At 65.7% G+C, this 26,116-nt stretch carries 23 protein-coding genes and 1 pseudogene; 13 read left to right on the top strand and 11 right to left on the bottom strand.

Annotated features, from left to right (window positions below; genetic code table 11):
• Positions 1–137: 137 nt before the first annotated feature.
• Entirely contained in the window at positions 138–329 is a 192-nt protein-coding gene (locus M1D40_RS08005) for a hypothetical protein (RefSeq protein ID WP_461170805.1), read from the bottom strand.
• Positions 330–957: 628 nt separating this feature from the next.
• On the opposite strand from M1D40_RS08005, the gene M1D40_RS08000 reads away from it, so the two are divergent.
• The 4 genes and pseudogenes from M1D40_RS08000 (at position 958) to M1D40_RS07985 (ending at position 4,349) form a co-directional block, all read left to right on the top strand.
• Positions 958–1,230: a hypothetical protein gene (locus tag M1D40_RS08000; RefSeq protein WP_461170804.1), complete on the top strand. Its 273-nt coding sequence runs from the start codon at positions 958–960 to the stop codon at positions 1,228–1,230.
• Positions 1,227–1,766, top strand: a complete 540-nt coding sequence (locus M1D40_RS07995) for a hypothetical protein (RefSeq protein ID WP_461170803.1) — start codon at positions 1,227–1,229, stop codon at positions 1,764–1,766. The genes M1D40_RS08000 and M1D40_RS07995 overlap by 4 nt, the downstream gene beginning before the upstream one ends.
• Before the next feature lie 115 nt (positions 1,767–1,881).
• Positions 1,882–2,642, top strand: a pseudogene (locus M1D40_RS07990) (glucose 1-dehydrogenase).
• Between the two features lie 711 nt (positions 2,643–3,353).
• Positions 3,354–4,349 (top strand): DUF389 domain-containing protein, encoded by a 996-nt coding sequence (locus M1D40_RS07985; RefSeq protein WP_461170802.1) that lies wholly within the window; start codon positions 3,354–3,356, stop codon positions 4,347–4,349.
• A gap of 144 nt (positions 4,350–4,493) precedes the next feature.
• Here M1D40_RS07985 and M1D40_RS07980 read toward each other — a convergent pair whose 3' ends face one another.
• The gene (locus tag M1D40_RS07980) at positions 4,494–6,365 is read right to left on the bottom strand and encodes an alkyl/aryl-sulfatase (protein ID WP_461170801.1); all 1,872 of its coding nucleotides are present in this window, start codon (positions 6,363–6,365) and stop codon (positions 4,494–4,496) included.
• Positions 6,366–6,771: 406 nt separating this feature from the next.
• On the opposite strand from M1D40_RS07980, the gene M1D40_RS07975 reads away from it, so the two are divergent.
• Positions 6,772–8,427 (top strand): SulP family inorganic anion transporter, encoded by a 1,656-nt coding sequence (locus tag M1D40_RS07975; RefSeq protein ID WP_461170800.1) that lies wholly within the window; start codon positions 6,772–6,774, stop codon positions 8,425–8,427.
• A gap of 118 nt (positions 8,428–8,545) precedes the next feature.
• The gene (locus tag M1D40_RS07970) at positions 8,546–9,217 is read left to right on the top strand and encodes a GAP family protein (RefSeq protein ID WP_461170799.1); all 672 of its coding nucleotides are present in this window, start codon (positions 8,546–8,548) and stop codon (positions 9,215–9,217) included.
• Positions 9,218–9,315: 98 nt separating this feature from the next.
• Here M1D40_RS07970 and M1D40_RS07965 read toward each other — a convergent pair whose 3' ends face one another.
• The 5 genes from M1D40_RS07965 to M1D40_RS07945 form a co-directional block, all read right to left on the bottom strand.
• Positions 9,316–10,515: a hypothetical protein gene (locus M1D40_RS07965; protein ID WP_461170798.1), complete on the bottom strand. Its 1,200-nt coding sequence runs from the start codon at positions 10,513–10,515 to the stop codon at positions 9,316–9,318.
• 38 nt (positions 10,516–10,553) lie between these two features.
• Positions 10,554–11,690, bottom strand: a complete 1,137-nt coding sequence (locus M1D40_RS07960) for a serine hydrolase domain-containing protein (RefSeq protein WP_461170797.1) — start codon at positions 11,688–11,690, stop codon at positions 10,554–10,556.
• Positions 11,691–11,773: 83 nt separating this feature from the next.
• Positions 11,774–12,334: a GNAT family N-acetyltransferase gene (locus M1D40_RS07955; protein ID WP_461170796.1), complete on the bottom strand. Its 561-nt coding sequence runs from the start codon at positions 12,332–12,334 to the stop codon at positions 11,774–11,776.
• Positions 12,335–12,406: 72 nt separating this feature from the next.
• The gene (locus tag M1D40_RS07950; protein WP_461170795.1) at positions 12,407–13,792 is read right to left on the bottom strand and encodes a DUF2254 domain-containing protein; all 1,386 of its coding nucleotides are present in this window, start codon (positions 13,790–13,792) and stop codon (positions 12,407–12,409) included.
• 89 nt (positions 13,793–13,881) lie between these two features.
• Positions 13,882–14,382, bottom strand: a complete 501-nt coding sequence (locus tag M1D40_RS07945) for a MarR family winged helix-turn-helix transcriptional regulator (RefSeq protein WP_461170794.1) — start codon at positions 14,380–14,382, stop codon at positions 13,882–13,884.
• A gap of 91 nt (positions 14,383–14,473) precedes the next feature.
• On the opposite strand from M1D40_RS07945, the gene M1D40_RS07940 reads away from it, so the two are divergent.
• Positions 14,474–16,327: an ABC transporter ATP-binding protein gene (locus M1D40_RS07940; protein ID WP_461170793.1), complete on the top strand. Its 1,854-nt coding sequence runs from the start codon at positions 14,474–14,476 to the stop codon at positions 16,325–16,327.
• A gap of 33 nt (positions 16,328–16,360) precedes the next feature.
• Here M1D40_RS07940 and M1D40_RS07935 read toward each other — a convergent pair whose 3' ends face one another.
• Entirely contained in the window at positions 16,361–17,632 is a 1,272-nt protein-coding gene (locus tag M1D40_RS07935) for an APC family permease (protein ID WP_461170792.1), read from the bottom strand.
• 102 nt (positions 17,633–17,734) lie between these two features.
• Here M1D40_RS07935 and M1D40_RS07930 point away from each other — a divergent pair, with 102 nt between their 5' ends.
• On the top strand, positions 17,735–18,058 hold the full coding sequence (locus M1D40_RS07930; RefSeq protein WP_341392843.1) for a hypothetical protein: 324 nt from the start codon (positions 17,735–17,737) through the stop codon (positions 18,056–18,058).
• A 141-nt stretch (positions 18,059–18,199) separates the two neighbouring features.
• Here M1D40_RS07930 and M1D40_RS07925 read toward each other — a convergent pair whose 3' ends face one another.
• Both M1D40_RS07925 and M1D40_RS07920 read right to left on the bottom strand, forming a co-directional pair.
• Positions 18,200–18,679 (bottom strand): MarR family winged helix-turn-helix transcriptional regulator, encoded by a 480-nt coding sequence (locus M1D40_RS07925; RefSeq protein WP_461170791.1) that lies wholly within the window; start codon positions 18,677–18,679, stop codon positions 18,200–18,202.
• 29 nt (positions 18,680–18,708) lie between these two features.
• Positions 18,709–20,469, bottom strand: a complete 1,761-nt coding sequence (locus M1D40_RS07920; RefSeq protein ID WP_461171029.1) for an MDR family MFS transporter — start codon at positions 20,467–20,469, stop codon at positions 18,709–18,711.
• 283 nt (positions 20,470–20,752) lie between these two features.
• Here M1D40_RS07920 and M1D40_RS07915 point away from each other — a divergent pair, with 283 nt between their 5' ends.
• Together M1D40_RS07915 and M1D40_RS07910 are read left to right on the top strand one after the other, a co-directional pair.
• On the top strand, positions 20,753–21,301 hold the full coding sequence (locus M1D40_RS07915; protein ID WP_461170790.1) for a GNAT family N-acetyltransferase: 549 nt from the start codon (positions 20,753–20,755) through the stop codon (positions 21,299–21,301).
• Positions 21,302–21,510: 209 nt separating this feature from the next.
• Positions 21,511–22,002, top strand: coding sequence for a CarD family transcriptional regulator (locus M1D40_RS07910; protein ID WP_461170789.1), 492 nt, complete (start codon positions 21,511–21,513; stop codon positions 22,000–22,002).
• A 5-nt stretch (positions 22,003–22,007) separates the two neighbouring features.
• Here the strand turns inward: M1D40_RS07910 and M1D40_RS07905 are convergent, their stop codons facing one another.
• Positions 22,008–22,637: a TetR/AcrR family transcriptional regulator gene (locus M1D40_RS07905; protein ID WP_461170788.1), complete on the bottom strand. Its 630-nt coding sequence runs from the start codon at positions 22,635–22,637 to the stop codon at positions 22,008–22,010.
• Positions 22,638–22,863: 226 nt separating this feature from the next.
• On the opposite strand from M1D40_RS07905, the gene M1D40_RS07900 reads away from it, so the two are divergent.
• From M1D40_RS07900 to M1D40_RS07890, 3 genes are all read left to right on the top strand, one after another.
• Positions 22,864–23,880, top strand: coding sequence for a phosphotriesterase family protein (locus tag M1D40_RS07900; protein WP_461170787.1), 1,017 nt, complete (start codon positions 22,864–22,866; stop codon positions 23,878–23,880).
• A gap of 40 nt (positions 23,881–23,920) precedes the next feature.
• Positions 23,921–24,883, top strand: a complete 963-nt coding sequence (locus M1D40_RS07895) for a phosphotriesterase family protein (RefSeq protein WP_461170786.1) — start codon at positions 23,921–23,923, stop codon at positions 24,881–24,883.
• Positions 24,884–24,947: 64 nt separating this feature from the next.
• A complete protein-coding gene (locus tag M1D40_RS07890) occupies positions 24,948–26,066 on the top strand; it encodes an FAD-dependent oxidoreductase (protein ID WP_461170785.1) in 1,119 nt (372 codons plus the stop codon).
• Positions 26,067–26,116: the final 50 nt, after the last annotated feature.

The following is a 26,116-nucleotide window of genomic DNA, read 5'->3' as shown; positions in this document are numbered from 1 at the left end:
GGCCGGGTGCCGCAGTTGTGCCGGGCTGGCCCTCCTGTCCGGCAACTGAAGAAGATGCTCCTGGAAGGGTAGTGGGGCAGACGCAGGCCGAGGGGCCTGACTCACCCGCCCCGGTACCGCCTTCGGTGGCCGTGCCTTCAGCGGTGGGCTCGGTTGTGGCGGGATCCGTGGGGGTCGGCGAATCCGTGGGGGTCGGCGAATCCGTGGGGGTCGGCGAATCCGTGGGGGTCGGCGAATCCGTGGGGGTTGGTGATGGTGACGGAGTTGGTGTCGGAGTTGGTGTCGGAGTTGGTGTCGGAGTTGGTGTTGGTGTTGGTGTTGGTGGACACGGTGTTTCGGAGCATTCGTTGGCCAGGATTTGGGCGCTTCGTTCCTGATCTGCGTTCCACGCGGCACTTCCGCCGTAGCCTTCAAACGGCGGGATAATATCCAATTCGTGATACTCGTGGCCGCCGAACACAGCGGATGTACTTACCTGAAGAAAGTTGAACTCTCCCGCCGGCGAGCCCTGCGGATGATGACAGATGCTGATCTTCTTACCTCCGGGGTCGTTCTGCGTTGGCATGCTGCCGGCTTGCGCCGGCCCTGCCATCCCCAGCAAAGCGAGCAGCAATATAACGAGGAAACCCGGGACTTGTACACGGATTTGAAGGGTATGTTTCATGACGGTGGCACTCCTGCCTGCAGTCTGCACTTTTATATCCCATCGCCCGGCTCACGCAGCAGGGCGGAATCCAGGCCTTGCGGGGAATGAAATCGGCGCCGATGGCGGCGACGAGAGCCATCCGTTGGTCCGCTGCTCTGGGTGATCTTGTCCGTTGGGTATTTCTAGTCCGGCTGACAATACGCAGGTGCCGGCTGCCTAAACAGAGTATCTGCCGTTATTGCTGCCGACTGATATTGCATGATGTCAATCAAGTCTTGACACGGAGAGAGGTGTCAAGCTCTACTTGACGCATGAATATCAGACGCACCTATTTGTGGATGGCGCTCCTCCTGCTCGCCCTCGGCCTGGGGCTGGGCAGCCTCTACCTGCTGCTGGACCTCAGCGGATTCTTCGGCGGCATGTGCTCGGGCGCCGCCGTCATGCTGATGATCCTTGCCGCGTATGTCTTTGGCCGCTATATCTGGTGGGAACGGGGTAAGGACCGTACGGACGGCACCGAGTGGCTGCCCAGCCGCGACCGGAACGACTGGCTGCCCAGCCGCAAGCGTGAGGGCCGGTCATGACGGATCGGTCCGGCGGGGACCTGCAGGAACAGATCGGTGCGTTAATTCTCGGCAGTCACGACGACGCCGGCAGCCTCACGGAGGCGGACCACCTTGCCCTCGTCCGCAGGGCCGGCGCCGCCGAGCAGGCCAGCCAGCAGCTGCAGCGCCGTACAGTGGCGGCAGCGCGCAGCGCGGGCGTCAGCTGGGCCGCACTCGGCCGTGAGCTCGGCATGACCCGGCAGGCAGTGCAGCAGCGCTTCGGGGGCCGGCAGGATGAGGCGGCAGCGGACACCCGGGAACGCTGGCTGGGCCCGGTCACCGCCTTCGACGAAATGAGCGAGCTGGAGCTCGCCGGGAGGCTGGGCTGGCGAACCATCGGCGTGGACGTGCTGAGGCACCGGATGCTGCGGACAGACACCCAGTGGGAACACCGCCGGGTACTGTGGGCCCGGCCCACCCACCACTACGAGACGGACGGCTGGCAGGTGGGCTGCCGTGCCTTTCCCTGGCTGTACCTGGTGCGTGACCTGCACAAGGCTCCAGAGGAAGGGTAACCGGCGCAGGCGGGCACCGGCGTCAGGTAGCGTATTGCTCGTCCGGCATGATCCACCCGGCCGCACATCCCGAGACCTGCCCGCCGCCCGGTGCGCCGGAACTCCAACCAGAAGGATGCACAGCGTGAGCGAACGCCTCAAGGACAAAGTAGCCCTCATCACCGGAGCCGCCAGCGGCATGGGCGCCTCCCACGCACGGGCTTTCGTGCGCGAAGGCGCCAGGGTCATGATCGCCGACATCAATGACGACGCCGGTTCCGCCCTCGCCGCAGAACTCGGTGACGCTGCCCGCTACGTGCACCTGAACGTCACCAGCGCCGAGGACTGGACCGCAGCAGTGGCGGCCACCCTGGAAAGCTTCGGCTCGCTGAACGTACTGGTCAACAATGCCGGCATCCTGGACGGCGGGCCCATCGGCCAATACCCGGTGGAACGCTGGCAGCGTGTGCTCGACATTAACCTGACCGGACCGTTCCTGGGGATGAGTGCAGCCGTTGAGGCGCTGAAGGCCTCCGCCCCGGCGTCGGTCATCAACATCTCCTCCACCGCCGGGCTGGAAGGCGTTTCCGGCATGCACGGTTACACCGCTTCGAAGTTCGGTCTCCGCGGGCTGACGAAATCCGCGGCGCTGGAACTGGCCCCTCCCATGTCCGGGTCAACTCGGTGCACCCCGGCTCCATCCAGACCCCCATGACCGCCGTACTGGGCGAGCAGAAACCGATCGACTTCACCGAGAGCACCCTCACCCGGCCGGCGGCACCGGAGGAGGTCACAAACCTCGTCCTCTTCCTGGCCAGCGACGAGTCCAGTTTCTCCACCGGTGCGGAATTTGTTGTGGACGGAGGCATCAGCGCCGGGAAGGTCTATAACTTTTGAGCCAGCGGCCGTGCCTCGCGGGGGTTATCCCCACCGGGGCCGGTGGCCGGCCCGGTTCCCGGAGGGTTCTTTCTGCGCGGCTTCGGCTGCCTAAGCCCCCCCGTCCCCGACCACCCATGCGTGCGCGTCAGTCCACGCGGTGCGTGTGGTGTCGCCCAACCATTCCGTACCCCGGCACACCGGCTCCTCCCCGATCTCGGAGACAAGCCCCCCGCTATCATCTCGTTCAGGACCTGTTCGCTGGTGATCACCCGGAGCCTGCTGTCATGAACTGAAAGATCGCGGGCATAGCGACGCAGGACGTCGACCAGGGCCAGACCGAGCTGGTCAACACCGCGTAACCGGAGAATATCGACGGAGGTCTGCCACCGAAGCAATTCGGGCGGGTTTGACGGCACCGATGCGCACAACGATAAGTAAGGCCGCAAGCGAGGGCATAGCCACCCGGGCGACTACTCCGGGAATCAACAGGACGGCGAGCGCCATGGACCCTGCCGCATCCCGGCGACGGTGTCCTTTCCCATCGTTTCGCGACGGAACACTGAGCGTATCCGCACCCAAAGGGGGTTGATCCTGCCGCGCAGCCGCTCACCTTTTCCCATGGTGTTTCCTCCTGCCGGATGGAGCGAGTCTTACGTTCTTTTGAGCCCTCGTCCCATAATCGACCCGACAGGTGAACACAGCCGCGCACCGGACGGATGGAAAAGACCGATGAACAATCTTTCCGAGATGCGGGAGAACGTATTCTTCGAGGGTGTGAACGCAGGCGTCAAGTTCAGCCGCTTCTGGCTCCTGTTGTGCCTGTCCGCGGTGATCGCGTCCGCCGGCCTTGTCGGCGACTCGACCGCGACGGTGATCGGCGCGATGATCATCGCGCCGCTGATGACCCCGATCCTCGGAATAGTCCTGGCCACCGTGACCGGAGACCGCCGCAACCTGCTGCTGAGCTGGGGATTGGTCCTCGCCGGCGCTGCAGCTGCGGTTGCGGTCGGTTACCTGGTCGGCCTTGTCGTGACCGCCCCCGTGCTGGCCTCGACAAACGCCCAAATTGCCGGCAGGGTCTCCCCGGGCCTTATCGACCTGCTTGCGGCACTGGCGACAGGTGTGGTCGGCGCGATTGGGCTGGTTCGCAGAGATGTCTCGGACGCAGTGCCCGGCGTGGCGATTGCCATCTCGCTTGTACCGCCGTTGTGCGTTGCAGGGCTGACGCTGGAATCGGGTGCCTGGGGCCAAACGGTAGGCGCTCTCGTCCTCTTCGCCGCCAACGTGACTGCGATCCTCGCAACCGGCGTCATTGTCCTGACGATCTATCGGATCGGCAGTACTGTCAGGAGCGGCGCTGATACTCCCTCTGCCTCCGATAACCATCCAGGCTGGAACCGCCCATATCGAGCAATGCTCACCACCCTGACCATGCTCGTCGTTGTCGGGATCCCGCTGGCACTTTCCTCTATCCGGGCCACCGGACAAGAACTGCTGGAAGGCTCGATTAGGCAGGCTGCCGAACCCTGGGCTGCGGCCAACGGATGGGGAATCGCCCAGCTGCAGGTCAGCGGCACCACTGCAACACTGTCCCTTGCGGGCCCAATGCCTGTCCCGGACACGGCGGACCTTGTTGCCTCGCTGGAGAGCCAGGGCATCGATCCGTCTCACATCACCCTCGAATTCATTCCGGCTTACGAGGTTCATCTGGAGCCGTCGAAGTGACCGACGGACCGAGGAACCGTCCGGAGAACCACGGAGAGGGACCTCAAAGTCACGCTCAGCCCTGACCGTCAGCAGGACACGGGTCGGTCTCGCGAGCCCTGCTGGCCGGGGTAACCCGCTCGCGCTCATACAGTCTCATTGCGGTCAGGGCACGATGATGTTGAAGTCTGGATCTCCCGGGTCGAGTACTCCGGTTAGTTGCGTCCAGACATCCAAGTCACCCGCCACCCCGAGTCCCTCCGAGGCGCTGTCTCCTCCAACCAGTGCCAGCAGGCGAGGCTTCGTCAGAGTCAAATGCAACGGTGCCGACCCGTCCGGCTCGCGCTCCACATAGACAAGCACGCCGTTGTGCAGCGTGAGGTGAAAGCTCCGTCCCAGGTCGCTGAGCGTCAAGTCCATTGCCAGGTCCAGATCCCACGCCAGTGGTCCGTTCACCGTGATCGCGATTGAGTCGAACAGCTGCTCCGGGGTTAGCTGAGCGAGGATGGCGGGCGCGTTCGTGGTGGTGGGGGTACCAAAGTTTTCCCCTCGCAGCTCGGTGGCACCGGAGAGGAAAAAGTTGCGCCATGTGCCGTTCTCAGATCCGTAGCCGAGTTGCTCGAGTGTATCCGCGTACAGCTCCTTCACGGTCGTGTTGTCGGGATCGACGAACACGGCGTGGTCGAGCAGGGTGGCTGCCCAGCGGAAGTCGCCTTCACCGTATGCGTCGCGCGCCAACTCAACGACCCGGCTCACGCCACCGATCGCTGCGACGTAACGTTCGGCCTGAGGTTTCGGGGGATGCGGCCACAGCCGGGCCGGGTTGCCGTCGAACCAGCCCATGTACCTCTGGTAGATCGCCTTCACATTGTGTGAAACAGACCCGTAGTAGCCGTGGGTGCTCCATTCCGCCTCCAGGGCCGGTGGGAGCACGAAGTCCTCGGCGATTTCGGCGCCGGTGAAACCTTTATTGACCAGTCGGAGGGTTTGGTCGTGCAGATAACCGTAGAGATCGCGCTGCACACCTAGGAAATGGACAATCCGGTCGCTGCCCCACGTCGGCCAATGGTGCGAAGCGAACAGCACCTCTGCCCGGTCCCCGTACCGCTCTGCGGCTTCTGTGAGGTACTGGGACCATACGTGCGGATTCCGCACGAGCGCCCCTCGGAGGGTGAGCAGATTGTGTAGGTTGTGAGTGGCATTTTCTGCCATGCACAGTGCCCGGTATTGGGGAAGGTAGAAGTGCATCTCCGAGGGAGCCTCGGTATCGGGCGCCATTTGGAACTCGATCTCAACTCCATCGACAGTGTGGCTCTCCCCGGTACTCCGGACCTCGACGGTCGGCGCGATTATGCCGGCCGTGCCGGTGGAGGTGGTTTGCCCAAGCCCGGCTCCAACTTGGCCGGAAGGACCCCTGTCCAATGCTGCGCCGTACATGTATCCGGCGCGGCGGCCCATTGCCGTGCCGGCGTACACATTCTCGGAGACCGCATGCTCCACGAAGCCCTCCGGGGCAAAGATCTGAACGCGCCCGGCATCCACGTCTTCCTGACTGAGGATACCGAGCACGCCGCCGAAATGATCAATGTGGCTATGCGTGTGAAGGACGGCGACGATAGGCCGGTCTCCGCGGTGTTTTGCGTACAGTCCGAGAGCGGCCGCTGCTGTTTCCGCTGAGATGAGCGGGTCCACAACGATCACACCGGTGTCGGTTTCGATGATCGACATCACCGACAGGTCAAGCCCTCGCACCTGGTAGATGCCAGGGAGGACTTCGTACAGTCCGTGCTTCGCAACAAGCGTTGACTGCCGCCACAGGCTCGGGTTCACTGTCGCTGGTGCATCACCGTCGAGAAATGCGTACGTGGCGGCGTCCCAGACCACCTCCCCCGCTTCGTTGCGGATAGATGAATCGTCTAGTGTGCCGAGGAACCCTTTCCCGGCGGCGTCGAAATCAGCCGTGTCTTCAAAAGGAAGACTGCTCGATAGCGACCGATGAGCGGATTCGATGGATTCGGTTGAATCGTTCTGGATCATGAGCTGCCTCCCTCTGGCGACCCTTTACCTTTAGAGGCTGAAGGACGCGGCAGCATCCGTCTAGAGGTCGAGGCAGCTGGCCGCCGTCGAGCCCTGACAATTACCTCTTGGCATCGATTTCTTCATTGTGACGGTTTGTCACTGGCTGAAGGAAAAAATCTCCCGAGCGGCGGATGCATCCGGTTGCGCATACGGCTCCATATTTCCCGGTTTGGGCCTGTTCTGCCCTCTGCGGGCTAGACGGTTGCGCCAGTGTGCCGATAGCCTCCCAACGAATCGGCTGCTCGACGGTTGCCCGGCTCGCCGGCCGGCTCATCGTTCTGTTTCTCACCGGTGATTGCTCGCGGCCAGGCCCGAGTGAACGCGGTCAACAGGAGGGACGACAGATGAACACCGGGCCCAACCCTTGCTAAGCATCCGTCCGCTCAGCGGGCTCACCCGCCGCAACGCTGCGCGGGAGGTTCTCGCAGGGGTGACACTGCTCGCCATCGCGATCCCGCTCAACATTGGCTATGCGCAAATCGCGGGGCTTCCCCCGACCGCCGGCCTCTACGCCTTGGTAGTCCCCGCAGTGCTCTACGCTTTCACCGTATCCTCGCGCCAGGTAGTTGCCTCACCCGATGCTGCCGCCGCTGCTCTGGTCGCTTCTTCGCTCGGCGGCCTCGCCGTCGCCGGCCAGGAAAACTACATAACCCTTGCCCTCGCGCAGGCGCTGATCAGTGGCATTCTGTTCCTCCTCGCCTCGTTCTTTAAACTCGGGTTCCTTGCCGGTTTTCTCTCCAAGCCGATACTGGTCGGATTCGTCGCAGGACTCGCGCTGGACATCCTTGTCTCGCAGATCGCCAAGATGATCGGGGTCAAGCTCGCTCCCGGCGCTGAATTCATCGAGAAAAGCCTCGACCTGATCAGGGGCATCCCGACCCTCAACCTGTGGTCCCTCCTGATCTCTCTTGGCTCTCTGGTCCTCCTGGTGACGGGCCAACGGCTGGCTGCGACTGTGCCGTGGGCTCTCATCGTGCTCGTCGCTGCGACCGCCGTCGTGACGCTCGCGTCTGCGGAAGAAAGCGGTGTCTCTGTGCTCGGGCCGGTGCAGGCGGGGCCGCCGACGCTCACGTGGCCGGTCATCGAATGGGCGCAGTGGGCACAACTCATGCCTTCAGCCGTCGCCCTCACCGTCGTGACGATGAGCGAGGGGCTGCTCGTATCCCGATCGTACGGCCAGAAACGAAACTATCCGACCTCGCCTAACCGGGACCTGCTTGCCTACGGCGTCGCCAACATCGGTGCGGGCGCCAGCGGCGGATTCGCAGTCGGCGCCTCCACCTCCCGCACAGCCGCGATGGATCAGGCGGGCTCGCGCACGCAACTCCCCACACTGGTCGCGGCGGCCGGCACTCTCCTGCTCCTCGTCTTCGGCACCGGCCTGCTGGAACACATCCCCTCGCCCGCCATCGGCGCCGTCGTCGCCATCGCAGTCATCCCTCTGCTGGGTATTCGTGCTTTTCGAACGCTCTGGCGCCAAGACCGGTTCGAATTCGCGATCGGTGCCGTTTGTTGCCTCGGCGTGCTCCTGCTCGGACCCATCGCGGGGGTCTTCCTCGCGTTTGTGCTTGCCGTTGTAAACGTCACCCGGCGTGCCGCCAGTCCACGCATTGATGTCCTCGCAGCAGACGATAACCCCCAGTCCTCTCTTTTGGAGGAAGCGCCGGCCGGTATCCCAACAGCACCCGGAGTCGTGATCGTCAGGCTCGCTGCTCCCCTCTTTTTCGCCAACAGCACGGTCTTCGTGCAGGCAGTGGAACGTGCCGTCAACGGGTCTGCTTCCAACCACGTCGTGCTCGATATGGAAGCCGTGACTGACGTGGATGTCACCGGCGCCGAGGCATGGGAATCACTGCAGTCCTTCCTTCTGGCCAGGGGCACCGATCTTTCACTGAGCAGGCTCCGGCCAGAAATCCGCGACCGCCTCGAACACCTGCGGCTGCTGGACGGCGTTCGTGTCTTCGACACGAACCGGGAAGCCCTTGCGGCTTTGCGCACCGATAGGGACAGGGACGGGTGAGCATCGAAGCCGGCAACAGTTCCGGTCCGGGCTCGCGAACCAGTACGGGATGACGCGGAAGAATACCAGGCCAGCCGCTCTGCAGTATGGCAAACTCTAGGACGAAGGACCCCAGCCCATGAACACCGCAATCGGCGAAATTCTCCCCCTCGCACTCGGAATTGCGATCAGTCCGATTCCTATCATTGCGGCCATCCTGATGCTGCTATCCCCCAAAGCCAGGACGACCAGTCTCGGTTTCCTGCTGGGTTGGCTAGTCGGTGTCCTCTTTGCCGTGACGGTCTTTACACTCCTGTCGAGCATCATCCCGGAGAAGGATCCTGATGCCGCCCAACCGGTCGCCGGTGCCATCAAGATTTTCCTCGGCCTACTCCTCCTCGTTCTGGCTCTCCGCCAGTGGCGCAGCCGCCCGCGTCCCGGAGAGACAGCAACGCTGCCCGCATGGATGGGAGCGATCGATTCGATGTCTCCGGGCAAGGCATTGGGATTGGCCTTCCTCCTGGCCGCGGTGAACCCCAAAAATCTGCTGCTGTCCGCCAGTGCCGGCATCACTGTCGGCACCGGCGGAGACCCATTCGGCAGTCAGGCCCTGACCATCATCATCTTCACACTTGTGGCGGCCAGCTCCGTGGGGATTCCGGTCATTTCCTATCTGGTCGCTTCTGCCCGGATGCAGACACCTCTGGAATCTCTCCGGGGTTGGCTGGTGCAGAACAACACGGCGGTGATGACCGTCGTGTTGCTGATCCTGGGGGTCACTCTGGTGGGCAAGGGAATCGGAAACTTCTGACCAGCGCGGACCTTCGCGGGAGGTCCTCTATCGGTTCGGTCAGGAAGTCGCCTCTTCGGCAGCCGGGTGCTCGCCGTACTGGCGTACCTGCCCTCCGCCTAAGTTGGCTGCAGAGTGTGCTTCCGGCCCCCGGTCTTCCCGCGGCCGCGCAGCAGGAGAACAAAAAGCACTGCTGCCGCCAGCGGGGTTATGAACCCGGCTGCCGTCACGAGGACCAGACCCGGGATTACCCCCGCAAAGCCCAGCAGAACGGTAGTGCCGGTACGCGGGAACCGACCGTCCGGGATAAGCCGTCCGCAGGACAGGGAAAGCGCGAAACCCGCGGACAGCGCCGCCGCCAGCGTCAGCGGCCACTGGGCGGGATCACCGGAACCCGTCAGCTGCGCCGCCGCCTCCAGCAGCAGGCCCGCGCACAACAGCGCTGCAGCCCAGGACATGACGGCGCCCAGCCGCGGAACGAGAACCACCCCGGCAGCTATAACCGCAGGAATCGCCGCCAGTGCTCCGGAAGCCAGGCCAAGGTTCATGGCACGGGTGGCGTCTGCGGCGAGGGATGTCCAGCTGCTGCCGCTGACAGCGAAGACGGCACACCCAATCCCGAGCACCACGCTCACCAGGCAGGCAGCCGCAGCTACACCCCTTCGCCGGGGCTCCTCCGACGCCGGCCCGACGGCAGGCCGCGCCCCGGCTGCCCAGGGGTTCGCCGGCGCCCCGGGAGTTCCCTGAGCACCCCGGTGAGCCCTGGCGCCCGGGTGCAGGGCCACGAGGAGGAGCACGGCCGCCGCAAGCGTGCCGAACAACTGCGCGAGCAGGAGCAGGCCCCCGAGGACCAGGGCGGAGAATGCTGCCAGCGCGACAGTGCCCGGAAGACCGCCGGCAGTGACCGATCTGAGCGGTGCTATGAGGGAAAGCGTGCCGAAAACCCACGCCGCAATGCAGAAAAGGAGCGTTGCTGAGCCAAACCAGCCGATCCGGGCTCCGGCGTCAACCTCCTCAACACCGACAGCCAGGCTGGCAACCGCCACAGCCGCCAGCCCGCACGCGGGAACGGCGGCCGCCGCGGAGCGCAGCGCTCCCGAAGCGGACAGTCGTCCTGATTTCCGCAGGAGCACAGTCACCGAGAGGGCGAAGGCCAGCGGTCCGAAGAAGGTGCCCAACAGGAACCGGAGGAGATCCGCGCCGGGCAACAGCTCCGCATTAGATAAGAGAATTGCCGTGCTCGCGATGAATGCCGTCAGGGATGCCGCAGCTAAACCGACAGCCCACCGGTGCGCTGCCCGTGCCTGCCGAGTGGTCATGCGTCATTCTCACACACGCACTTTGTGACGGCCCTGATCTACGACGAGTAGACCCTTTTCCGCAGTTCCCCGAAGGGTTTCCAGAAGAAGTCGAAGTTATCCTGCGGCCCGCTGATAAAGCGCTGCGTGAAAACGACGCCGATGTCCCCGTCCGGATACACGGCGGCACTGGTGCCGGAGCCGCCGGACCAGCCCCACATCCCCGGTGAAGACCAGGGATGCCCCGCCCCCACCTGCACGGCCGTCATGAACCCCCACGATTCGTCCGGCCCGGCCAGCTCAGCCATCCCCACCCGCTGCGGGGACGTCAGCTGGTCCTCCGTCATCTGCCGCCGCAGCCCCGGCGGCAGCACGATGTCCCTGACCAGTGCGGACAGGAAGGTGAGGTAGTCGGGGACGGTGGAGACCAGTCCGCCGGCCAGGGACGGAAACTGCGGCGGGCCGGCCATTGCGTCGCGGTACTCGACCGCCTCGCGGAGCCGGCCGTCGCCGTCGGCCGCATAAACCACCGGGAAGTCCTCGGAGCCTGTGGGGAACCCGGTGGCGGCCAGCCGGAACGGCTTACTGATCCGCTCCTCAACCAGCCGGCCCAGCGGGGTCACGGTCACGGCCGGCAGGAGCACCGAGAGCACGTCGGCGCACGCGTGGTACATCCAGCGAGCCCCCGGCTGATGTGCCAGCGGCAGTTCGCCCACGCGGGTCAGGTATTCCTCCGGCGTCATTGCCGGCGGGTTGGGCCCCCACAACAGATCCCGGGTAGCTGCGGCGTAAGGGGAAGCCGAAAAGTCGATGCCGAGCCCTGCGGTGAAGGTCAGCAGCTGCCGGACCGTGATCGGTCCGCGCACCGGAACGGTCATTGACAGCGGCGCGTCGGGTGTGACCAGGACCCGCGGGTTGGCCAGCGCCGGGAGCCAGCGGGCGACGTCGTCATCCAGTCCCAGCGTGCCGTCGGCCACCAGGCTCAGCGCCAGGGCGCCGCCGAGAATCTTGCTCAGCGAGGAAATGCGGAACGGAGTGTCCTCGGCCATCGGCTCCGACCGCGAAAAGCCCAGCGATCCGGCGGCGAAGATGTGAGTTTCACCGTTAATCCGTACTCCGGCCACCAGCCCGGGACACCACCCGGAGCGTACGGTTTCGGCCAGGCTCTCCCACAAGCGTGCGGCGGTATCGGGCATGGCTCCACTGTCCGGCAGCCATGCCGGAAGAGTCAACGGTGCCGGGGACGCCGGCGCCTAGGTATTACGCCCGACCCCGGGGGCTACTGTCCGCGCACCGCGGCATAGATCAGCACGTCCCGGCGTTCTCCGGCGATTTCCTGGTGGCTGCGCAGCAGGCCCTCCCGGGTGAAGCCGGCATACTCGGCGGTTCGGGTGGAGGCTGTGTTCCACGGCTCGATCAGCAGCTCCACCCGATGCAGCGCGGGAATGGTCCACCCGAACTCCAGCAGGGCGAGCAGCGCTTCGGCGCCGGCGCGGCGGCCGCGGGCTCCGGGGGCAACTGCGTAGCCTGCCTGCGCGCGGCCCGCGCCCAGCTCCCGGGCCCACAGCCCGATTTGCCCGAGGGGCTGGTCGGAGGCAGCATCGGCTATGCAAAAGGCAAACCCCGTTCCCCGGACATGGTGCTGCCGCTGACGCTCAACCCAGGCCAGCGCCTCTTCCTCCGTGGCCCGGGCCGGAAGGGTGCCGATCGTGGGGACATACTCGTCCAGGGACAGCTCTCGGGCCATATTCGCATCTTCGTCCCGGAACCGGCGCAGCCGCACACCTCCGCAGGCCGGATCGACGGCGGGCCAGGGCGGAATGTTGGTTTTCGGATCCATGGCCACAGCTTGGCACGGCTGCACTGCCGGGCGGCGGAGGCGCAGCGGCGGGCTTAGCGGGCGCCGGCGCATTTACACCGAACGCGTCTCCCCGGCCCGGTCCGCGAAGGCTGCCCGCAGATCCCCCGCCAGGGCCTCTTCCACCCGGCGCGCCATGTCCCGGATCTCCAGTTTGTCAGCGGTCACCAGGTGGTCGCGGGTGCTCTCCAGCACCAGCGACGTTTGCCGGCGAAGCTCCGCGCGCTGGTCGTCGTTGACCGCATTGGCCGCGCAGTCCCGCAGCAGCCGCAGGACGGCGGTGAGCACCAGGGGCTCCGAATCCGCGAAGCGCCGCACCGGCCCGCAGACCAGATCGAGAAAGTAGCGGTAGTCGCGCCCCACTGTGACCAGGCGCAGCGCGCCGGAGGCGTCTTTATGCGCTTCGGGGCCCAGCCGCCTGCGCTGCAGATCCACCAGCAGGTCGGCGCAGTACCCCATGGAATGAGCTGCCGTGATGGGGTCATTGATGCTGGGGGAGATCGCTTTGACCGCAATATCCGTCAGCTGGCGCAGCCCCAGCGCCGCGTCCTGCTCGGCCGTACGCTCATATCCGATCTCCAGGGCCTCGGCCAAGGACTGCTGCACGGCAGCCATGGGCACCACCGTCCCGCCGTCGTCGCTCCACACGCGGGCCGCGGGCGTGCCAACCGTGATCTGGTCCCCGGGCTGTACCTCAATGCGCATGGTCAGCCCGTGCCGGGACAGCATGTCGACCAGCGGTTTGGCGTGGACGGCCTGGATGATCCCGCTGCGGCGCGCCGGCACCGCAGTGCCGCCGTCGGGCTCCGGGAAGTGCTGCACCTCCCCGGTCTCGGAATCGGGATACGTTTCGCGGAGCACGGCCAGGCAACCCTGATGGGCGTTGAGCATCATGGTGTCCACCCGCAGCGACCGGGTGATGTGCCCGATGAACAGCAGCAGCACCACCCCGCTGGCAATTCCCAGTACATAGACCAGGCCAACCACCAGCACCGGGACCGGGCGGTCCGGATCCATCCCGTGCAGCCCCGTAATGCTGACCACGAAGGTGCCCAGCAGGACCGCCAGGACTGTCTGGGTGCGCACATCGCGGGCAAATTCCCGCAGCAGCCGGGGCGAAAACTGCTGCGAAGCCAGCTGCAGGGCCACCACGGTCAGCGAGAACGTCACTGTGACAGCGGTCATCACACTGGTGGCCACGGTCTGCAGCAGGCCGCTGGCTGCTTCGACGTCGGCCGGCCAGATCCACTGCGCCCATTCCGCATTCTCCCCGGGACGGACCTGCAGCAGCAGCAGCGCCAGCACCAGCGCCGCCAGGGACGCACAGGTCGGCCAAAACCACAGCGAGGCGCGCAGCGACTCCCGGTTGACGCGGAACCGAGGCTCGGGCCCCGGGTGGCGCGGACGGAAGGTGGACGAACCATGCCCTGTTTTACTCATAGGCACCCCTCGAAAAGCAGAAACTAAGCCTGCTTTATTGTGGCCGGTCGCGGACGCGGCGGTCCAATCCCGGAACCTATTCCGCGCCGCTAGGACCCCTGCTTGTGCCCGTCCCCGGCAAGCTCGCCCAGAATCCGGGCCAGTTCCGCCCGGTCCCCGGGCTCCAGGACCGAGAAGAACTCATCAGCCTCGCGCCTGCGGTCAGCCAGTACGGTCTCACGCAGCCGCTCCCCCGCGCCGGTCAGCGCCAGCAGCGACGCCCGCCGGTCCGTCGGATCGGGCCGGCGTTCCACCAGACCCTTGCCCTCGAGCTGGTCAATAACTTCGGTGGCGGACCGCGGAGCTATGTGCAGCCGCTCCGCCAGCTCCTTCAGCCGCAGCCCCTGCCCACCGTCGGGCCCTTTCGCGTTGACGCCGGGTTCTTTCCCGTTCACGCTGGAAGCGGCCCGGGCAACCGCGCTCAAGGCCCGGAACTGGTGCGGCGTCAGTTCGTAAGGGGCGAGCTGCTGCATCCAGCGCTTGCGCAGCCCGCGGAAGGCGGTGTGCATCAGCTCACCCAGAGCTGCCGGATCGGCAGAAGCGTTCATCATGGAAAACAGTCTACCCATGTAGCGGGTAACCACATAGTGAGGTAACCTCTCTATTAGCTGCAGCGCAGATACCGCAGCATCAGGAGGAACCATGGCTATACCCGAAGCGGCCCCCGCGGGCCCCGGAAGCGGCAGGGGATCCGGCAGCGGCCGGGGCCCTGCGCGGTTGAACCCCGCAGACAAGAAGCAGCTGAAGCGGCACCCGGTGAGCATGAAGCGCATCGCGGCCCTGTTCGCTCCCCATAAGGGGACCATCGCCGTCGTTGTCGCACTTATTACCCTGTCCTCGGTGGTCAACCTGGCGCAGCCCTTCCTGGTCCGGGCTGTGATCGATGACGCCCTGCCGTCCGGAAACATCCGGCTGCTGCTGATTCTGGCGGCTTCGATGGTGGCGGTGGCTGCCCTGACCTCGGTGATCGGCGTCGTACAAACCTGGCTGGCCACCGGCATGGGCCAGCGGGTGATGCACACCCTCCGGGTGAGGCTCTTTACCCACCTGCAGGCGCAGTCGCTGGGCTTCTTCACCCGCACGCGCGGCGGCGAAGTGCAGTCCCGGCTCACGCACGACATTTCCGGCATGCAGTCGGTTGTCACCTCCACCGCCACCGGGGTTGCCTCCAACCTCACCACCGCCGTTGCCACCGCCGTCGCCATGGCAGCCCTGTCCCCCGGCCTGAGCCTGATTTCCCTCGTGGTCCTGCCGCCGGCGATCTGGCTGTCGCGCCGCGTGGCGCAGATCCGCCGCACCGTCACCGACGAACGCCAGCGCGAACTCGCCGCCCTGCATACGCAGGTGGAGGAAGGCCTGTCCGTCTCCGGTGTACGGCTGGCCAAAACCCTGGGAACCATCCCGCGCGACGCGGACAGGTTCCAGACCCGCTCCGAGAAGCTCGTCGGCCTGGAGCTGCGCAGCCAGCTTGCAGGCAGCTGGCGGATGGCCACCATGCAGATTGTTTTTGCGGCGATTCCGGCCGTCATCTACCTCGCCGCCGGTTTTCCGGCGACCAGCGGCGGCATGACCATCGGCACCCTCGTGGCCTTCACCGGTTTGCAGGCCGCCATCTTCCGTCCGGTCATGGGACTCCTGAATATTGGCGTCCAGTGGGTCACGGCGCTGGCATTCTTCAGCCGGATCTTCGAATACCTGGACCTGGTACCGGCGATCAAAGCGCCGGCGAACCCGGTGCGGATGGATCCGGCCGCCGTGCGCGGGCAGGTGCGCTTTGAGGAGGTGCGGTTCGCGTACGACGACGGCACAGACATCCTGCGCGGCATCAGCCTGGAGCTTCCGGCCGGGAGCACCACCGCCGTCGTCGGCCCCACCGGTTCCGGCAAGAGCACGCTGGCCTCGCTGCTGCCGCGGCTGAACGAGGTCAGCGCCGGCCGGGTCACCATTGACGGAGTTGATGTGCGTGAGATTGCGCCGGAGGACCTGGCCCGGATTGTCGGCGTGGTGTCGCAGGAGACCTACCTGATCCACGCATCGGTCCGCGAGAACCTGCTGCTGGCGGCGCCGGACGCCAGTGACGACCAACTCTGGCAGGCACTTGCCGCCGCGCAGATTGCCGATTCCATCGGCGCACTGCCGCAGGGGCTGGACACCCTTGTGGGCGCGCGCGGGCACCGCTTCTCCGGCGGCGAGCAGCAGCGGCTGGCCATTGCCCGGACCATCCTGCGCAATCCGCCCGTCCTGGTCCTGGACGAAGCCACTTCCGCGCTGGACAACACCACCGAGGCTCAGGTGCAGCTGGCTCTGGAACGGCTCTCGGCCGGACGAACCACGCTAACCATCGCACACCGGCTCTCCACGGTGGAAAATGCGGACCAGGTGGTGGTGCTGGAGGACGGAGCCATCGTGGAACGGGGAACGGCCGCGCTGCTGCGGGCCGGTGACGGGGCATTTGCCCGGCTGGCTGCGCGTGCCGAAGCCGGCGCGGTTTCCTAAAAAACGGGACACTGCAGGCCGGAGCCGCGCCTGTCAGGAGGTGTTGCGGGAGAACCGCAGCCGGAGCATCCGCACCAGAATCCCTGCCGCGAATACCAGAACCCCCAGCACAACGGCCGGCGGCGGGAGCGTCACTACCAGCACAACGCAGGCCAGCGCCCCCAGCACCTGAAACGCCCTGGGATAGCGCCGGTCCGCACCGGATTGAGTGAAGGCAGCAATGTTGGCCACCAGGTAATACACCAGGACGCCGAACGAGGAAAAGGCGATGGCCCCGCGCAGGTCCGCCACTGCGATCACGGCGCAGATCAGCACCGCCAGTGCGGCTTCGGCCCGGTGCGGCACCTGATACCGCGGATGCACCGCCGCGAGCCAGGGCGGCAGGTCCCGTTCGCGGGCCATGGCCAGCGAGGTCCTGCCCAGTCCGGCGATCAGGGCCAGCAGGGCACCGAGTGCGGCGGCGGCCGCGCCCGCGCGGACCACGGGCGCTGCCCATGATCCGGACCCGGACTCGACCGCGGCAGCCAGGGGCGCCGTCGTCGCCGCCACCCCTTCGGGACCGAGAACCGCCAGCAGTGTCACCCCCACTGCCGCGTAGACGGTGACGGTGATCGCCAGCGAAATTCCGATGGCGCGGGGAATGGTCCGGCGCGGGCTGCGCACTTCCTCCCCCATGGTGGCGATGCGGGCGTAGCCGGCGAAGGCGAAAAACAGCAGGCCGGCGGACTGCAGCACCCCGTACCAGCCGTGTTCCAGCAGTCCTGCGTCCGGGAGGGCGGCGCGCGGTGCAGCTTCGGGCCCGGAACCGGACCAGGTTGCCGCGACGGCTACCGCCAGTGCTGCCAGGACGATGCCGACCAGGATCCGGGCCAGTCCGGCCGTGCGGGTGATGCCGTGGTAATTCACTGCCGCCAACGCGACGACGGCCGCGATCGCCACCGGCCGCTCCCACCCCGCCGGTGCGGTGTAGGCCGCAAAGGTCATGGCCATCGCGGCAGCACTGGCGGTCTTGCCCACCACAAAACCCCACCCCGCCAGGTAGCCGGGCCACGGACCCAGCCGCTCCCGGCCGTAGAGGTAGGTACCGCCGGAGCGGGGGTAGGCGGCCGCCAGCTGCGCGGACGAAGTGGCATTGCAGAAGGCCACGCCTGCGGCAATGGCAAGCCCCAGCAGCAGACCGGATCCCGCTGCCGCCGCCGCAGGGGTGAAGGCGGCGAACACACCGGCACCAATCATGGAACCAAGACCAATGATGACGGCGTCCGCGGTGCCGAGACGGCGTGCCAGCGCCGGGTTTTTCCCCATAAAGACAGCCTCTCACGGACCTGCCTCCGGCCGCGGGTCATATTCACGAGGCGAAGGCCGCCGGAGCCGCCCCTTCCCCGCACTTCTGAGAGGATGGAGGGCATGAAGACAAACCGAGCCGACACCGCTGCCGACGAGGCCTTCTTCCCCTGGCCGCGGGAAGTGCCGCAGGAATGGATCCTGAAGGCCCACCCGGTCATCCTCGCGGTTTCCGCCCTGGTGCTCTACCACCAATTCGCACCCCTGCCCGCGAGCCCGCTGGGTTTCGTGAGCGAAATCTTCGTGCTCAGCACGGCCTATTCCATGCTGGCCGGCAAGGGCCGCAGGAAGCCGCGGAACGCCGGCCCCGCTGACGGGCCCGCCGACGGGTCCGGCACTGCGAAGGATCCGGGCAGCTCGACGGATCCCGGCGACCGCCCGGAGTAGCCTGCCCCGTTCACGCAGGCAGCCAAGCGTCAACGGAGGGCGAAATGAAAGAAGCCAGATCCCGGCGGGATCAGGCTTCTTCCGTGTGTTCGGCGGCCGTGCCGCGGACCTTCATGTCCGGACCTATTCGAATGTCCGGACCTATTCGGCGGTGTCCTCCGGCGCACCGTCCTGCGGGTGCTGTCCGTTGCGGGTGTAGAGCCGTGCGAGGTAGGCGGCAAACTGGCGGAGTTCGGTTTCAGACCAAGAGTTCAGGACGTCGTGATCCAGCATGATGCCGGTTTGGACGGCCCGCACCCGCTCCTCGGCGGCCGGCGTGAGCGCCAGCAGCCGGGCCCGCCCGTCCTTCGGATCGGGCTGGATCTCGATGAGCCCCAGTTCTTCCAGCTGCCGGGAGAAGCGGCTGATGACGCTCTTGTCCACCATTAGTGCTTCTGCCACGACGCCGGAGTGCGTGGCCCCGGCGCGTTTGAGCAGCTGCAGGATCTTCAGCCCGAACGGGGACAGTGCCGGATCGACCCCCTTGGCGGCGTCGCGCATGGTGGCACGAACAGTGTCGGTCAGCTTTCGGAGCGTCTCTTCCAACTCGCTGATGGCATCGGAGCGGTCATCGTTCGGCACATTTCCACTCCGGGTGCCGGGGTCGGCTGTCACGGCCGGTGACCCGGGTCCGTTCCCCGCGTTTCAACCGGGGACAGCGGAGCCACCAGGCCCACCGCACCGGTGGACACATCCGCCAGGGTGAGGTCCGCGGCTGTGCGCTCCTCTTTCCGGCGGGCGTCGTCGTCAGCATCGGTGGAGCCGGCGGCCGACGGCGCTCCGGCCTTCCCCGCGCCGGCAGCGGATCCCGTACCGGGGGCAGCGGGTGCCGAAGCAGCTGCCGACTTGGCTGCGGCATTTTTCAGCTGGACGGCGTTCTGGCGTCCCAGCGGAGCGTTGGGCAGGAAAATGACAGCCAGCAGGGTGACAACGGCCAGCGGGACGCTGTACAGGAAGACCGAGCCCACGCCTATGCCGTAGGCGCTTTCCACCACGACGGCGACGGCGTCCGGCAGCGTCGAAATCTGCGGGATGTTTCCGCTGCCCAGGGCGGCGGCCGCAGCGGCCTGATCAGCCGGAGCCAGCCCGGTGATGCCGGTCTTGATCTCCTGCGCCACGATGGTTCCCAGGACGGACCCCAGCACGGAAACGCCCACGGTGCCGCCGAGGCTGCGGAAGAAGGTCACGGCGCTGGTGGCCACGCCGAGGTTTTTCACCTCGATGGAGTTCTGGACCACGAGCACCAGGTTCTGCATCAGCATGCCGAGGCCGGCGCCGAGAACGGCCATGTAGATGCCCACGAGCACGAGGTTGGTGTCGTAGGCAAGCGTGCCCAGCAGGACGGAGCCGAGCACGGTGAGGACGGCGCCGGAAATCATGACTGCCTTCCACTTGCCGGTGCGGCTGATGACGCGGCCAAAGTAGGTCGAGGAAATCAGCAGGCCGGCCATCATCGGAATGGTGAGCAGGCCGGATTCGGTGGGTGTGGCGCCGCGGGCCAGCTGCATGTACTGCGCCAGGAACACCGAGGTGCCGAACATGGACACGCCGACGGCAATGCTGGCGATGACGGAGAGCGTGAAGGTCTTGTTCTTGAACATCGAGAGCGGAATGATCGGCTCCGGCGACTTGAACTCCACCAGTACAGCGGCGATCAGCAGCACGGCGGAGCCCGCGACCATCAGGAACGAAGCCAGCGAGGCCCACCCGAACTGGTTGCCCGCCAGGGTCACCCAGATCATCAGCAGCGAGACGCCGCCGGCAATCAGGACAGCGCCGAGGTAGTCAATGTGAACCTTGCGCTTGGGGTGCTTGGGCAGGTGCAGCGTGAGCTGCAGCAGGATGATCGCCGCGATGGCAACCGGAAGGGCAATGAAGAAGTTCCAGCGCCAGCCGAAGGCATCGGTGACGACGCCGCCCAGCAGCGGCCCGCCGACGGTCCCCACGGCCATCACGGCACCGAACAGTCCGGCGTACTTGCCGCGGTCACGCGGGCTGATGATGTCCGCCATGATGATCTGGCTCAGCGCGGCCAGTCCGCCGGCGCCCAGGCCCTGGAGCACGCGGAAGACAATGAGCGTGCCGGTGTCCTGCGAGAAGCCGGCCAGTGCCGACCCGAGCACAAAGATGCCCAGGGCCAGCTGAATGAGCAGCTTGCGGTTGAAGAGGTCGGCAAACTTGCCCCACAGCGGGGTGGACACCGTGGTGGCCAGCAGGGTGCCGGTGACAACCCAGGTGTAGGCGGACTGGTTGCCGTCCAGGTCCGAGATGATCAGCGGCAGCGAGGTGGAGACCACGGTGCCGGCCAGGATGGAAACGAACATGCCGAGCAGCAGGCCGGAGAGTGATTCCAGCACCTGTTTATGGGTCATGCTGCTGTCAGGCGAGGCCGTCGGCTTGGGCGCCTTGGACTTCCGTTCCTTCTTTGGCTTGGGGTGTACGGGACGCTTTTCCGGGGACATCTGGCTCCTGCTGGTAGTTGACTTTTATCAACTATATAAACTAGTTGCCTGTTATCAACCATTAAGTGTCCGGTGACACGTCCTGCTCCCCGAACCGCTCCGGGAACTGCCGGCCGATCCCGGGTCAGGAAAGGTCCGGGGCTGTCCGGTAGGCTCCAACGCTGGCGGAGCAATTTCACATCGGGGGTTCACAATGTTCACTATCCGGGATTATCAGGATGCGGATGAGCGACAGTGGCTCTTGTGCCGGCTGCTCAGCTTTTTCGACAGCGATTATTACGACGACGTCAAAACATCCAAGCCGCAGTTCCCCAACCCGCATTTGGCGTTTGTCGCCGAGGACGGCGGACAGATTGTCGGATTACTTGACGTGGAAATCACCGGCACCGCAGCCACCATCGATTCGATAGCTGTCCATCCCTCCGGCCGCCGTCTGGGCGTGGCTTCAGCCCTCCTGCAGCACGCCCTGGCCCGGATGCCGGAGGAAGTGAAAACCCTCGACGCCTGGACTCGTGAAACCGTCAGCGCCAACCGCTGGTACCAGCAGGCCGGTTTCCGGGAAAACTACCGGTATCTGCATGTTTATCTGGACCCTGATGATCCACGCGATGGCTATGAAACTCCTCCGGACATGTCTGCGCTGCAGGGAGCGTTCCTGCACTCGTCCATCGAAAACGAGGCTGCTGTTCGCAGCCGGTACAAGCGCGTGTATGCGTGCCGCCAATACCTGATGGATCTCTAAGCGGTCACGTGGAACCGGGCGCGGAGTGGGCCCTGCCGGCTTGCACTCCGGGCCGGACGGCACTTTTTCCTGCTGCTCCCGGCGCTCAGGGGCTCCGTACCGGTGACCGCTGGGCCCGGCGGAGTAAAATGGAGATTCACCAAAACCCGCAGATGATGACCGTTCGGTCCGAACCGTCCTGCGGATATCGTGTGGTCGGAGGTAGCACATTGCCACTTTCCAAGGGCCAGATCCTGGTCCATCCCCACCATGGCCCCGCCGTCGTCGACTCGTTTCAGATACACCCCCGCCTGCAGAAGGAATGCGTTGTCCTGGAGGTTCAGGCCTCGCACCTGATGGTCTGGGTGCCTGTGGACCAGGTGGAACGCGTCGGCCTGCGGCCGGTGCTGGATCCCGCCGGCCTGGAGGCCCTTTTTCAGGTCCTCAAGGCACCCGCCGAGCAGGAGGATACCCAGTGGTCCAGACGGTTTAAGGACAACACCGAGAGACTGGCCACCGGCGATCCGCTGGTGATCGCCGCAGTGGTCCGCAATCTGATGCTCAGGAATGCCGCAGCCGGGCTCTCCCAGGCGGAACGGGACATGCTCCGGCAGGCGCGCAAGCCCCTGCTGACTGAGATCTCACTCGCCCTCGGCATTTCCGAGGACGACGCCGGCGTGCAGCTGGACGGCCTGTGGCCGCCGTTCCGGGCGCTGGCCTAGGTGCACTAAGGCAAGACTCCGCCGTCGGCGCCGCACAGCAGGTGGTGCCAGCTGTCCGCCAGGACCTCGACGGCATGCTCCCGGTTCGGCTCCATCCGCCGGCGGGTCCACAGCGTGGCCACGTAGTCCAGCTGCTTGTAGGCGAGGGTTCCGCGAAGATGCCGGGTCTCCGCGGGGAAGCGTCCAGCCAGCTCCATGCCCCGGACCATGTCCGAAATGACCTCCTCGTTCCACGCCTCGAGCATGGAACGGACGTCAGCATCCACCGCGGCGGCATCGCTCAGTACATCCAGATAGGGGCGGAACACGGGCCACAGTTCAGCGCGGGATTCGATCCAGGCGAGGATGCCGGCCAGCTCTCCGGACCGTACGACGTCGACCAGCTCGGCAGCCGTAGACGGCCGCCCGGGTTCGCTGCTGCGGTCCAGGACGGCATTCACGCGCGCCATGAAATCCTTCATCAGGTCCCTGCGCGAAGGGTAGTAGGCGTAGAACGTCACCCGGGTGGTGCCGGCCGCCGCGGCGATCTCATCGATGGTGGTGGCGGCATATCCCTTGCTGGTGAAGAGCTCCAGCGCCCGCTCGACAATCGTGTCGCGCGTCAGTTGCTTCTGGGCTTCTCTCAGCGACGGCATGACTCAACCTTAACAGGGCGCCGTGCACCGCCGGTCCTGGCCCGCAGCGGGTCAGGGCCGTTAGCAGGCTCAAGCTGACCGACCGCCAGCCCGGATACCCAACACAATGTAAGTTGCTTTGACATCGTGTAAAGAAATCTGTGATGCTTGGCACTTCATCGGAAGTGACGGCAGTCTCATCAAGCCCCGCCTCCGCAGTATCGAGCTCCAAAAAAAGGAGGGGCCAGTGAGCCACCCCGCAGACACAGGCGTTGCCGGAATGACGCCCAACGCCGCACAGAAAACCGCCACAGTCAACACCGTCCTGGGACCCGTGCCGGCTGACGAATTGGGCGTGGTCGCGGTTCACGAGGCTTTGCTCTCGGTGCTTCCCGGCGCTGAGCACGCCCCTGACATCACCTTGGACCGGGCGGAGATTTTCGAGATCCTGGCGGCCAAGCTCAAGGATTTCCGTGCCCACGGCGGGAAGACCATCGTGGACAGCACCGGAATGTTCCACGGGCGTGACCTCAAGCTCTACGAGGCGCTCTCCCGCACCACCGGGGTAAACATCATCGCCTCCACGGGAATGGGTCCCGAGGAAATGCTCGGCGGATATTTCCTGACTCCGCAGACGAACCCGCCAACCCCGTGGCCGGCCGAGAAGTTCGCCGCTCTGTTCACGAAAGAGGTAACCGAAGGCATGGTGGTTCCGCGCGTCGAACGCCGCGCGGCGGCCGGTCTGGTGGCCAGTGTGGCGGACCGGAACGGCATGACGGCGACGGAGGAGAGCCTGTTCCGCGGTGCGGCGCGCACCGCTGCCGCCACCGGCATCCCGGTGTCCATCCGGTTCGGCGCCGACGCCGCCCACGATCTGGGCATCGTGCTGAGCGAACAGCTGCCGGCGAACCGCGTGATGGTTGGCGGGCTGGACCGCCGTGACGCAGCCGGTGCCGCCGTCGAGGTGGCCCGCCGCGGCGCCTACGTCGTCCTGGACCACGTGGGCCTGAACGACGACGGCGCCTACCTGACCGATCGCGAACGCGCAGCCCTGGTGCTCGAACTGGTCGCGGCCTGCTATGCGGACCGGATCCTGCTGTCCGGCAATGCGGTCGGCGTGGCCAAGGGCGTCCCGCCCTACGACCTGCCGTACAGCCACGTCCTGTCCACGTTCATGCCGTTCCTGGCGTCCCTGGGCCTAGCCGATGAGGACGCCCGGCGCATTCTCGTGGACAACCCCCGGGACCTGCTCTCGGTGCGCTGAGCCCGCGCCGAATGATCCGGATTCTTTTCTACTTTTTGAGGTGAAGCAGTTGTCGAAGGTAAACACAGTGCTGGGAACCATCCCGGCCGAAGAACTGGGCCTCGTGGCCGTCCACGAGCACATCGGCTACGGGATGCCGGGCAGCGAACTGGACTCCCAGTGGTGGAAAACGCCCGAGCAGGCCTACGAGGAGACGGTGCCCAAGCTGCGCCGGTTCCATGAGAACGGCGGCGGTACCTTCGTGGACGCCACCGGCATCTGCAACGGTCGCGACATCGACTACTACAAGTCCCTGTCCAGGAAAACCGGCGTGAACATTGTGGCCTGCACGGGCTTTGTGGGCGGAGACACCGCGCTGCCGCATTTCTCCCGGGCCGGCGTGGAATATCTGGCACGGGTCTTTATCTCCGAAATCACCGTGGGCATCGGAAACACCGGCAGCAAAGCCGGCGTCATCAAGGTTGGTGTGAGCCGCGGCGGGCGGATGACGGATCTGGACAAACGCATTTACCGGGCGGCGGCGCGCGCCGCCGTGGTCACCGGAGCGCCGGTGCTCACCCACCTCGCCATTGATCCGCAGCCGGCCATCGACATCTTCGCCGAGGAAGGGCTGCCGCTGGACCGCGTGCTTTTCGGGCATGCCGACGACGGGCTGAACGCCGCGAACACCCCCAGCGAGTGGATCATGGGCCAGGGCGGCCGCATCGGCTTTGACACCTTCGGCTACGAAACCGAGCTTCCGGACCCGCCGTTCTGGGCCCGTCCCCGCAAGGAACGCCTGGATCACTTCCTGTCCCTGGTGGAAAAGGGCTTCCTCGACCAGCTTCTCGTCTCCGCGGACGCCAACTGCAGTCCGCTGGGCTGGCCCGGCGTCAAAGGCCACACGGTGAACTACATTTTCGAAACCCTGATCCCGGACCTGCAGCGCAGCGGCATTGATGACGCACAGATCCAGCGCATCTTCGTCGAAAATCCTGCCGCCTTCCTGTCCCTCTCCGTCTGACCGGTCGAGACCACACCCATTTGTCCACGGCGCAGCGACGCGCCGCATACAGAAAGCGAAAGCCATGAAGATTTCCGAATTCAAGGACCTGCACATCGCCATCATCGGCGGCGGATACGGCGGAGCCGCCGCAGCCATTGCCCTGAAGAGCATCGGCGCGGAAAACGTCCATGTCTATGAGCAGGCGCCGGCCTTCGGCCAGGTCGGTGCCGGCATCGGCCTGCGCCCGACCACCGTTGAACTCTTCCGCCAGTGGGGCATCTTCGACGCAGTCGCGGCCGTCAGCTCGCCGAGCGAGCACCTTGAGATTATTACCGCCGACGGCGGACATGTAATCGTCCAGGAGGAATGGCCGATGCTGCACGGGTATGCCCAGACAAACCACACGCGCATCATTCACCGCGGCGACTTCATCGAAGCGCTCTTCGGCGCCCTTCCGGCCGAAATGGTGCACGTGGGCTACAAGCTCACCGGCATTGCGGATGAGGGCACGACGTCGACGCTCACCTTTGAGAACGGCGAAACCGTCACCGCGGACCTGGTCATCGGCGCCGACGGCATCCGCTCCTTGGTCCGCCAGCAGCTGTTCAGCGACAAGGCTCCGGTCTTCGCCGGCGAGCATGCGTACCGCACCGTGATCTCCATGGACGACGCCTTTGACCTGGTCACCGATGACAACCCCCGTTTCTTTGTCGCCCAGAACGGCACGGTCGCCTACAACCTGCCGCTGCGGCACCGCAACGAAGTCTCTTACGACATCACTGCCCGTTCCGAGGACGACACCTGGGCGCCGGTCATCACCAATGATTACCTCGTCTCGCTCCTTGAGGGCTTCGACGAGCGGGTGGTGAACGTTGCCCGCACGCTGGACATCAGCAAGGTGACCAGCCGTTCGGTGTACGACATCGAGCCTCTGAACCTGTGGCATACAGATTCCGTCACTCTGCTGGGCGACTCGGCGCACGCCATGCTGCACCACCAGGGCCAGGGCGCCAACTCCGCCATCCAGGATGCCGGCGCACTCGCCGACGCCCTGATGGAGGCCGGCTCCGTCCCCGAGGCCCTGGCTCTCTTCCAGGCCACCCGCAAGCCGGTCACCGACGAACTGCAGCGGCTCTCCCGCCAGGGCTGGACGCCGGAATCTGCAGAAAATGCCTTCCCCGAGCAAACCCCGGCCAACTAGCCGGCCAGTACCCGCGCCCGCAGCAACCCAGCAACACCGCAAGGACATGC

It is taken from the genome of Arthrobacter sp. Z1-15 (assembly GCF_054792395.1).
This window is presented reverse-complemented; position numbering and strand designations above follow the sequence as displayed.

What these genes read in the sequence shown, in the direction of transcription:
- M1D40_RS07985 (WP_461170802.1), top strand. Translation starts at nt 3,354, where the DNA reads ATGAACAATCTTTCCGAGATGCGGGAGAACGTATTCTTCGAGGGTGTG.
- M1D40_RS07980 (WP_461170801.1), bottom strand. Translation starts at nt 6,365, where the DNA reads ATGATCCAGAACGATTCAACCGAATCCATCGAATCCGCTCATCGGTCG.
- M1D40_RS07970 (WP_461170799.1), top strand. Translation starts at nt 8,546, where the DNA reads ATGAACACCGCAATCGGCGAAATTCTCCCCCTCGCACTCGGAATTGCG.
- M1D40_RS08000 (WP_461170804.1), top strand. Translation starts at nt 958, where the DNA reads ATGAATATCAGACGCACCTATTTGTGGATGGCGCTCCTCCTGCTCGCC.
- M1D40_RS07950 (WP_461170795.1), bottom strand. Translation starts at nt 13,792, where the DNA reads ATGAGTAAAACAGGGCATGGTTCGTCCACCTTCCGTCCGCGCCACCCG.
- M1D40_RS07905 (WP_461170788.1), bottom strand. Translation starts at nt 22,637, where the DNA reads ATGCCGTCGCTGAGAGAAGCCCAGAAGCAACTGACGCGCGACACGATT.
- M1D40_RS07960 (WP_461170797.1), bottom strand. Translation starts at nt 11,690, where the DNA reads ATGCCCGATACCGCCGCACGCTTGTGGGAGAGCCTGGCCGAAACCGTA.
- M1D40_RS07930 (WP_341392843.1), top strand. Translation starts at nt 17,735, where the DNA reads ATGAAGACAAACCGAGCCGACACCGCTGCCGACGAGGCCTTCTTCCCC.
- M1D40_RS07965 (WP_461170798.1), bottom strand. Translation starts at nt 10,515, where the DNA reads ATGACCACTCGGCAGGCACGGGCAGCGCACCGGTGGGCTGTCGGTTTA.
- M1D40_RS07995 (WP_461170803.1), top strand. Translation starts at nt 1,227, where the DNA reads ATGACGGATCGGTCCGGCGGGGACCTGCAGGAACAGATCGGTGCGTTA.
- M1D40_RS07920 (WP_461171029.1), bottom strand. Translation starts at nt 20,469, where the DNA reads ATGACCCATAAACAGGTGCTGGAATCACTCTCCGGCCTGCTGCTCGGC.
- M1D40_RS07915 (WP_461170790.1), top strand. Translation starts at nt 20,753, where the DNA reads ATGTTCACTATCCGGGATTATCAGGATGCGGATGAGCGACAGTGGCTC.
- M1D40_RS07935 (WP_461170792.1), bottom strand. Translation starts at nt 17,632, where the DNA reads ATGGGGAAAAACCCGGCGCTGGCACGCCGTCTCGGCACCGCGGACGCC.
- M1D40_RS07890 (WP_461170785.1), top strand. Translation starts at nt 24,948, where the DNA reads ATGAAGATTTCCGAATTCAAGGACCTGCACATCGCCATCATCGGCGGC.
- M1D40_RS07945 (WP_461170794.1), bottom strand. Translation starts at nt 14,382, where the DNA reads ATGATGAACGCTTCTGCCGATCCGGCAGCTCTGGGTGAGCTGATGCAC.
- M1D40_RS07940 (WP_461170793.1), top strand. Translation starts at nt 14,474, where the DNA reads ATGGCTATACCCGAAGCGGCCCCCGCGGGCCCCGGAAGCGGCAGGGGA.
- M1D40_RS07955 (WP_461170796.1), bottom strand. Translation starts at nt 12,334, where the DNA reads ATGGATCCGAAAACCAACATTCCGCCCTGGCCCGCCGTCGATCCGGCC.